Annotated in this window: 4 protein-coding genes; 1 reads left to right on the top strand and 3 read right to left on the bottom strand. The window is 69.8% G+C overall.

Annotated features, from left to right (window positions below; all coding sequences use genetic code 11):
• Nucleotides 1–395: 395 nt before the first annotated feature.
• The 3 genes from DXK32_RS26060 to murJ all read right to left on the bottom strand — a co-directional run bounded on the left by DXK32_RS26060 (nucleotide 396) and on the right by murJ (nucleotide 3907).
• Entirely contained in the window at nucleotides 396–1013 is a 618-nt protein-coding gene (locus DXK32_RS26060; protein ID WP_114861165.1) for a pyrrolidone-carboxylate peptidase, read from the bottom strand.
• 259 nt (nucleotides 1014–1272) lie between these two features.
• Nucleotides 1273–2271, bottom strand: a complete 999-nt coding sequence (trpS, locus tag DXK32_RS26055) for a tryptophan--tRNA ligase (protein WP_114861164.1) — start codon at nucleotides 2269–2271, stop codon at nucleotides 1273–1275.
• 61 nt (nucleotides 2272–2332) lie between these two features.
• On the bottom strand, nucleotides 2333–3907 hold the full coding sequence (murJ, locus tag DXK32_RS26050; protein ID WP_114861163.1) for a murein biosynthesis integral membrane protein MurJ: 1575 nt from the start codon (nucleotides 3905–3907) through the stop codon (nucleotides 2333–2335).
• Between the two features lie 164 nt (nucleotides 3908–4071).
• Between murJ and DXK32_RS26045 the strand changes: the two genes are divergently transcribed.
• On the top strand, nucleotides 4072–6618 hold the full coding sequence (locus tag DXK32_RS26045; RefSeq protein ID WP_247877351.1) for an ATP-binding protein: 2547 nt from the start codon (nucleotides 4072–4074) through the stop codon (nucleotides 6616–6618).
• Nucleotides 6619–6759: the final 141 nt, after the last annotated feature.

Below are 6759 nucleotides of genomic sequence, written 5' to 3'. Positions count from 1 at the left end.
GAGAGAATCACGACCGGCAGGCCGGGCATAGCCTTTTTCCGCGGCCTGCTAACGCACGCGCTCGCCTTTTTCAAGGGCCAAGTGTTCTCTTCTCATGAACAGGAGCACTTGTATGCGTACATTCGGCCCGCGTTTCGCCAACTTCAGAAAAGCTTGTCATGTCCTGTGGCTTGTCAAAATTAAAGGTGAGACACAGACTGAAGCAGCAATACAAACGAAGTTGAACGTTGGAACTGTCAATCACATAGTGCACGGGCGGCGTTTTAAAAACGCCTATCCGATATGCCCGCCAGAATTTGAAAGCTAAGCCTGAGTTACTTGGGCTGCGTCTGCGGATCGAACACGCCCTTGGGCTGGGCGATCCGCAAGTTCGTGAAAAATCCGCAGCTTTTCAATCAGGCCGCGATCCCCAGCCCCTGGCGCAGCAATCCGACCAGCACGCGCAGCGCCCGTTCCTGCTGGTCCAGCGTCAGGCCGGAGCGGCCCGGCTGGTCGGCGACCTGCTCCGGCAGCGGCGGCAGGTGGACGAAGCCCATGGGAACGTCGAGGTCCGCCGTCTCGATCGCGTGGCGGGCGCGGTAGAACAGGTGGTTGCAGACGAAGCCGCCGGCGTGGTCGCTGAAGGTCACCGGCAGGCCGGCGATGGCCAGCTCGCGGACCAGCGTGGGGACGGGCAGGGTGGAGCCGTAGGCGGTCGGCCCGTCCGGCTCGATGGCGTCGTCGGTGCGCACCATCCCGGCGTTGTCGGCCTGCTCGCTCTCGTCGCGGTTCCAGGCCAGCCGCTCGATCTTGATGTATTCGGACCCGGCGGCCAGCCCGAAGCACAGGGCGGCGGCGGGGCGGTGCTCCTCCAGCAGCGCGGCGAAGGCCGCGCCGCAGGCGTCGTATTCGACCGGCAGGACCGCCGTGACGATCCCCGGCTCGCCGGCCAGCCGCTCCATGAGGAGCGCCGTCGGGTTGACGGCGTGATCCCCGAAGGGCTGGAACCCGGTGAGCAGGATGGGAGCCGTCACGGCGGACGCCTTTCGGTCGGTGGGGCAGGGACCAAAACTATCGCGTTCCAAATCCCCTCTCCCCTCTGGGGAGAGGGTTAGGGTGAGAGGGATGCGCATGTCGGTAGGTCCGGCAAAAGCGCAACCCCCTCACCGGCCCTTCGGGCCACCCTCTCCCCGCTTTCGGCGGACCGAAGGTCCGCCTGTCGCGTCAGCGCAAACTTCGTTTGCGCGTGAGCGGAGGGGAGAGGGCTAAGGGGCTGAACCCGATCACTTTGGCTCAGGGATGCAGAAGGCCGATGATGTCCTTCACGCCGTTCAGGTTCGTCTCGGCGATGGCCGCCGCGCGCTCGCCGCCGCGGCGCAGCAGGCGGTCGATCTCCGCCTTGTCGTCCAGCAGCTCCTTCATGCGGGTGGTCATCGGGGCCAGCTTGGCGACCGACAGGTCGACCAGCGCCGCCTTGAAGCCGGAGAACTGGGCGCCGGCGAACTGCTGCACCGTCTGCTCGCGAGTCTGGCCGGACAGGGCGGCGTAGATGGTCACGAGGTTGTCGGCCTCCGGACGCTTCTCCAGGTCGGCCAGATTGTCCGGCAGCGGCTCCGGATCGGTCTTGGCCTTGCGGACCTTCGTGGCGATGGTGTCGGCGTCGTCGGTCATGTTGATGCGCGAATATTCGGACTCGTCCGACTTGCTCATCTTCTTGGTGCCGTCGCGCAGCGACATCACGCGCGTCGCCTCGCCCAGGATCTGCGGCTCGGGCAGCGGGAAGAACTCGGTGTCGTAGCGGCGGTTGAAGGCGCCGGCGATGTCGCGGGCCAGCTCCAGATGCTGCTTCTGGTCCTCGCCCACCGGGACGTGGGTGGCCTTGTAGAGCAGGATGTCGGCGGCCATCAGCACCGGGTAGGAGTAGAGGCCGAGGTTCGCCATGTCCTTCTGCTTGCCGGCCTTCTCCTTGAACTGCGTCATGCGGTTCAGCCAGCCGAGCGGCGTGTGGCAGGAGAGGATCCAGGCCAGCTCCGAATGGGCCGGGACGAAGGACTGGTTGAAGAGGATGTTCTTCTCCGGGTCGATGCCGGCGGCGATGTAGGCCGCGGTGACCTCGCGGATGTTGTTGCGCAGGACCTCCGCGTCCTGGTCGATGGTCAGCGCGTGCAGGTCGACGACGCAGAAGATGCACTCGTAGCTGTTCTGCAGCTCGACCCAGTTGCGCAGCGCCCCCAGATAGTTGCCGAGGTGAAGCTGCCGGGTCGGCTGCATGCCGGAGAAGATGCGGTTCACGGGAGGACTCTCGCTCGAAACTTCTGGAAGGCGGCTGTTATCGCGCCGGAACCGGGCGGGGTCAAGACACGGGCGGCTCCAATTCCGGAGTGTCCTTGCGCAGGAAGCCCTTCAGGTCGGCCAGATCGGTGGCCCCGGTCAGCTGCGCCAGCGCCCCGAAGACCGCCACGCCGCCGCCGACCAGCAGGGCCAGCGCCCCGAAGCGGACCAGGGTGGACGCCGCCTCCAGCCCCGGCGCCAGTAGCGACGCGCCGGCCAGCAGCGCCGCCCCCATGCCCAGCGCCGCCGCGGCGATGCGCGGCGCGCGGCCGAGGAAGCGCCGGTCCAACTGCAGGAATCCGCGGCGATGCAGCGCATGGGCCAGCAGGGCGAGGTTTGCCCAAGCGGTCAGCCCGGTCGCCAGCGCGATCCCGACATGGCCCAGAACCGGCATCAGCGCGACGCCCAGCGCCAGGTTGGCCACCGTCACCACCACGGCGACGCGCACCGGGGTCGCCGTGTCCTGGCGGGCGAAGAAGGCGGCGTTCAGTGCCTTGACGATGACATGGGCGGGAATGCCGATGGCGTAGGCGGCCAGCGCCCAGGCCGTCGCCTGCGCCTCCGCCGCGCCGAAGGCGCCGCGCTCGAACAGCACCGAGACGATGGGCGCCCCGGCCACCCCCAGCGCCACCGCCGCCGGCAGGCCGAGCAGCAGGCTGAACTCCAGGGCGCGGCTGAGATAGTGGCGGACCATCCGCTCGTCCCCCGCCGCGGCGTGGCGGGCGAGCACGGGCAGCAGGGCTGTGCCGATGGCGATTCCGATGACGCCCAGCGGCATCTGGTTCAGCCGGTCGGCGTAATAGAGGAAGGACACCGCGCCCGACGGCAGCAGCGAGGCCAGGACGACGTTCAGGAACAGGTTGATCTGCATGACCCCGGCGCCGATGGCCCCCGGCCCGACCAGCCGGAACAGGCGGCGCATCCCCTCGGTCGGCCGCGGCGCGGTCAGGCGCAGCGTCACCCCCGCCGCCCGGCAGGCCCAGCCCATCCAGACCAGCTGCACCACGCCCGACAGGGTCACCGCCGCGGCCATCGCCCGCCCCGGCTCCAGCCCCAGCCGCGGCGCGGTCAGCAAGGCGGCGATCAGCGTCAGGTTGAAGGCGATGGGGGCGGCGGCGAAGGGGCCGAAGCGGTCCAGCGCGTTCAGCACGCCGCCCAGCAGCGCCACCAGGGAAATCAGCGTCAGATAGGGGAAGGTCAGCCGCGCCATGTCCACGGCCAGCGCGAACTTCGCCGGCTCGTCCACGAAGCCCGGCGCCAGGACGTGCATCAGCGCGGGCATTCCCAGGATGGCCAGCGCCGTGAAGGGCAGCAGCACGCACAGCAGGATCGCCAGCGCCTGCTCGGCGAAGGCCACCGCGGCGGCGCGGCCGTTGCGCTGCAGCTCCGCCGCGAACAGCGGGACGAAGGCGACGCTGAAGGCCCCCTCCGCGAACAGGCGGCGGAAGAAATTCGGCAGCTTCAGCGCCACGAAGAAGGCGTCGGCCACCGGCCCGGCGCCGAGCACCGCCGCGGTCAGGATGTCGCGGGCGAAGCCGGCCAGCCGGCTGAGCAGCGTCAGGCTGCCGACGGTGGCGATGGCGCGGGCAAAGCTCATCCGCCGGCCGCCCGGTTCGCCGGCAGTCCCCGCGGCAGCGGTGCCAAACAACCCGCAAAAGTTTGATTATTCTCTACTTTTTGTATCATTGGTCGCCGGGTTGTCCATTGAAGAGGGAAGTCGGCTGGCGCATAATGCGTGCTGGGCAGTGTTTGAGGTCGGCAGTGCGACGATGGATCGCTTTTCCGCGGGGGCTGGAGGCCCGTCTCGTTCTTCCCGCCGTCGCCGTCGCCGTCGCCATCGCGGCGCTGTGGTGGACGCTGCTGACCCGCATCGACCGCGAGGAGCGCTTCCTCGACCAGACCACCCGCCAGCACACGGCGGCGATGGCGCAACTGGTCGAGGAACAGGCCATCGCCACCTTCCGCCGGCTGGACGATCTTCTGATCGACGTGGCCTCCCATGTCGAGAAGGACATTCCGCTCCTGATTCCCACCCGGCGGTCGTTCGAGGAAGGGCTGGCCGCCTCCATCCGGATTTACGACGCGAACAGCTGGCTGTCCATGGGCTTGGGGCGGACCACCACCCGCAACCCGGTGCTGGAGTGGGAGGAGTTCGCCCGGCACAAGTCCGGCGCCCACCGGAAGGGGAACCAGAAGGGTTTCGTCATCGGCCTGCCCTTCGTCAGCCCGGGCGCGTCGGACGTGTTCATCCCGGTGTCGCGCCGGCTGGAGGGGGCGGACGGGACGTTCCGCGGCGTCGCCGTGATCGACGTTCCGGCGGAGATCTTCTCCCGCTTCTACGGGCGGCTGGACCTGCCGCGCGACAGCTCGGTCGCCATCGCCCGCGCGGACGGCCCGCTGCTGGCCCGTCAGGCCCTTCAGGATCAGGTGTTCGGGCGCAGCTTCCGCGGTTCCGGCCTGTGGCCGGAGGCCGGCAGCGGAACCGTCCGGCACCACCGCGTCGTCAGCCCGGTGGACGGGGTCGAGCGCATCTACGCCTTCCGCGCCTCCGCCGACTACCCGCTGATGACGGTGGTCGGCGAGTCGGTGGAGACGGTGTTCGGCGCGTGGCGGCAGAACCGCTTCTATTCCATCATCTGGGCCGCCGCCACCACCGCGGTGATCCTGCTGTTCACCACCGCCTTCCTCGTGGAGCTTCAGCGCCGCCGCCACGGCGACCGGGCGCTGCGCATCCGCAACCGGGCGATGGAATGGAGCGGCGACGGCATCCTGATCGCCGACGCCACCCGGCCGGGCGTGCCGGTGGTCTACACCAACCCAGCCTTTTCCCGGCTGATGGGGATCGGTCCGGGCGCCGCCGACGGGCGTGCCGCGCGGGAGGTGCTGGCCGGCCTGATAGGGGACGAGGCGGGGCTGGGCCCGCTGTGCGACGGCGCCGGGGACGCCGGGGACATGAGCGCGGAATTCCGGCGCCCAGGTTTCAGTTTGGGCGGCGCTGCGGGTACCGGTGCGTCGGAGGTCTGGCTGGAGCTGCGCGCCTCGCCGGTGCGCGGCGCCGGGGGGAGGCTGGTCAGCGTGATCGCCACCGTCCGCGACATCACCGAGCACAAAACGGCCCAGGCCGCGCTGGCCGAGGCGCGGCGGGAGGCCGACCGCGCCAACATCGGCAAGTCGAAGTTCCTGGCGGCGGCCAGCCACGACCTGCGCCAGCCCGTGCAGTCGCTGATGCTGCTGATGGAGGCGCTGTCCGCCCGCGCCACCGACCCCGCCATGCGCAAGATCCTGACGACGATGGACCGCGCGCTGGGCGCTCTGAAGCTGCTGCTGGACGGGCTGCTGGACGTGTCGCGGCTGGAGGCCGGGGCGGTCGAGCCGAAGCGCGCGGTCTTTCCGGTGACCGAACTGCTGGACCGCATCGCCGCCAACAGCCGCCCGGTGGCGGTGCGCAAGGGGCTGCTGCTGCACATCATGCCCTGCGGCGCCCATGTGGACAGCGATCCGATGCTGCTCGGCCGCATCCTGCAGAACCTTGTCGAGAACGCGCTGCGCTACACCAACCGTGGGCGCATCCTGGTCGGCTGCCGGCGGCGCGGCGCGGCGCTGCGGATCGAGGTGTGGGACACCGGAATCGGCATTCCCACCGACCGGCAGGAGGACATTTTCCAGGAGTTCGTGCAGGTCGGGAACGCCAGCCGCGACCGCGACCAGGGGCTGGGCCTCGGGCTCGCCGTGGTGCGCCGGCTGGCCGGCATGCTCGACCACCCGGTCAGCCTGCGCTCCGAACCGGGGCGGGGGTCGGTCTTCCGGGTGGAGGTGCCGCTCGCCGACGCCCCCGCCCTGGCCGAAACCCAGCCGGGGGACTTCCCCGTCACCGCCCGCATGAGGGCCGGCGCCCGCGTGCTGGTGGTCGAGGACGACCCCATCGTGCGCGAGGGGCTGTGCGCGATGATCCGGCAGTGGGGGCACGAGGTGTTTCCCGCCGCCAGCTTCGGCGAGGCGGTGGAGGCGCTGCGCCGCCACCCCGATCCCGACGTGATCGTCGCCGATTACCGGCTGGGCGAGGGGCACACCGGCACCGAGACCATCCGCGAGGTGCGGCGGCGCTCGAAGCGGCCGATCCCCGGCATCCTGGTGACCGGCGACACCGCCCCGGAACGACTGGCCGAGGCCGAGGCCGGCAAGTTCAGCATCCTGCACAAGCCCGTCCTGGCCGACGACCTGCGCCGGGCCATCGCCCAGGCCCTGGCCCCAACCGCGCTGGCTCCACCGGCGCCGTCCGGCGCGGCGCCGCGTGAACTGGTCGACTGAACCGGCTCTTCACCATCCTGAAAAACGGTGTCATGCGCCGGGCGTGCGGCAGCCTGTGCCCGTTTGCCCATTGCGCCGGACCCGTCCCTTTGCTTGTCTGCCTGTTTCGGAGGCAGCACCCGCGGTCTCCGACCCGAAAGC

Origin of the sequence: Azospirillum brasilense (assembly GCF_003349955.1) — a bacterium.
GTDB classification, from domain to species: Bacteria; Pseudomonadota; Alphaproteobacteria; order Azospirillales; family Azospirillaceae; genus Azospirillum; species Azospirillum brasilense_B.
Note: the sequence above shows the minus strand (reverse complement) of the source record. Positions and strands in the feature narration are given on the sequence as shown.

Excerpts from the sequence above, each read along its gene's own strand:
- murJ (WP_114861163.1), bottom strand. The coding sequence starts at position 3,907 with ATGAGCTTTGCCCGCGCCATCGCCACCGTCGGCAGCCTGACGCTGCTC.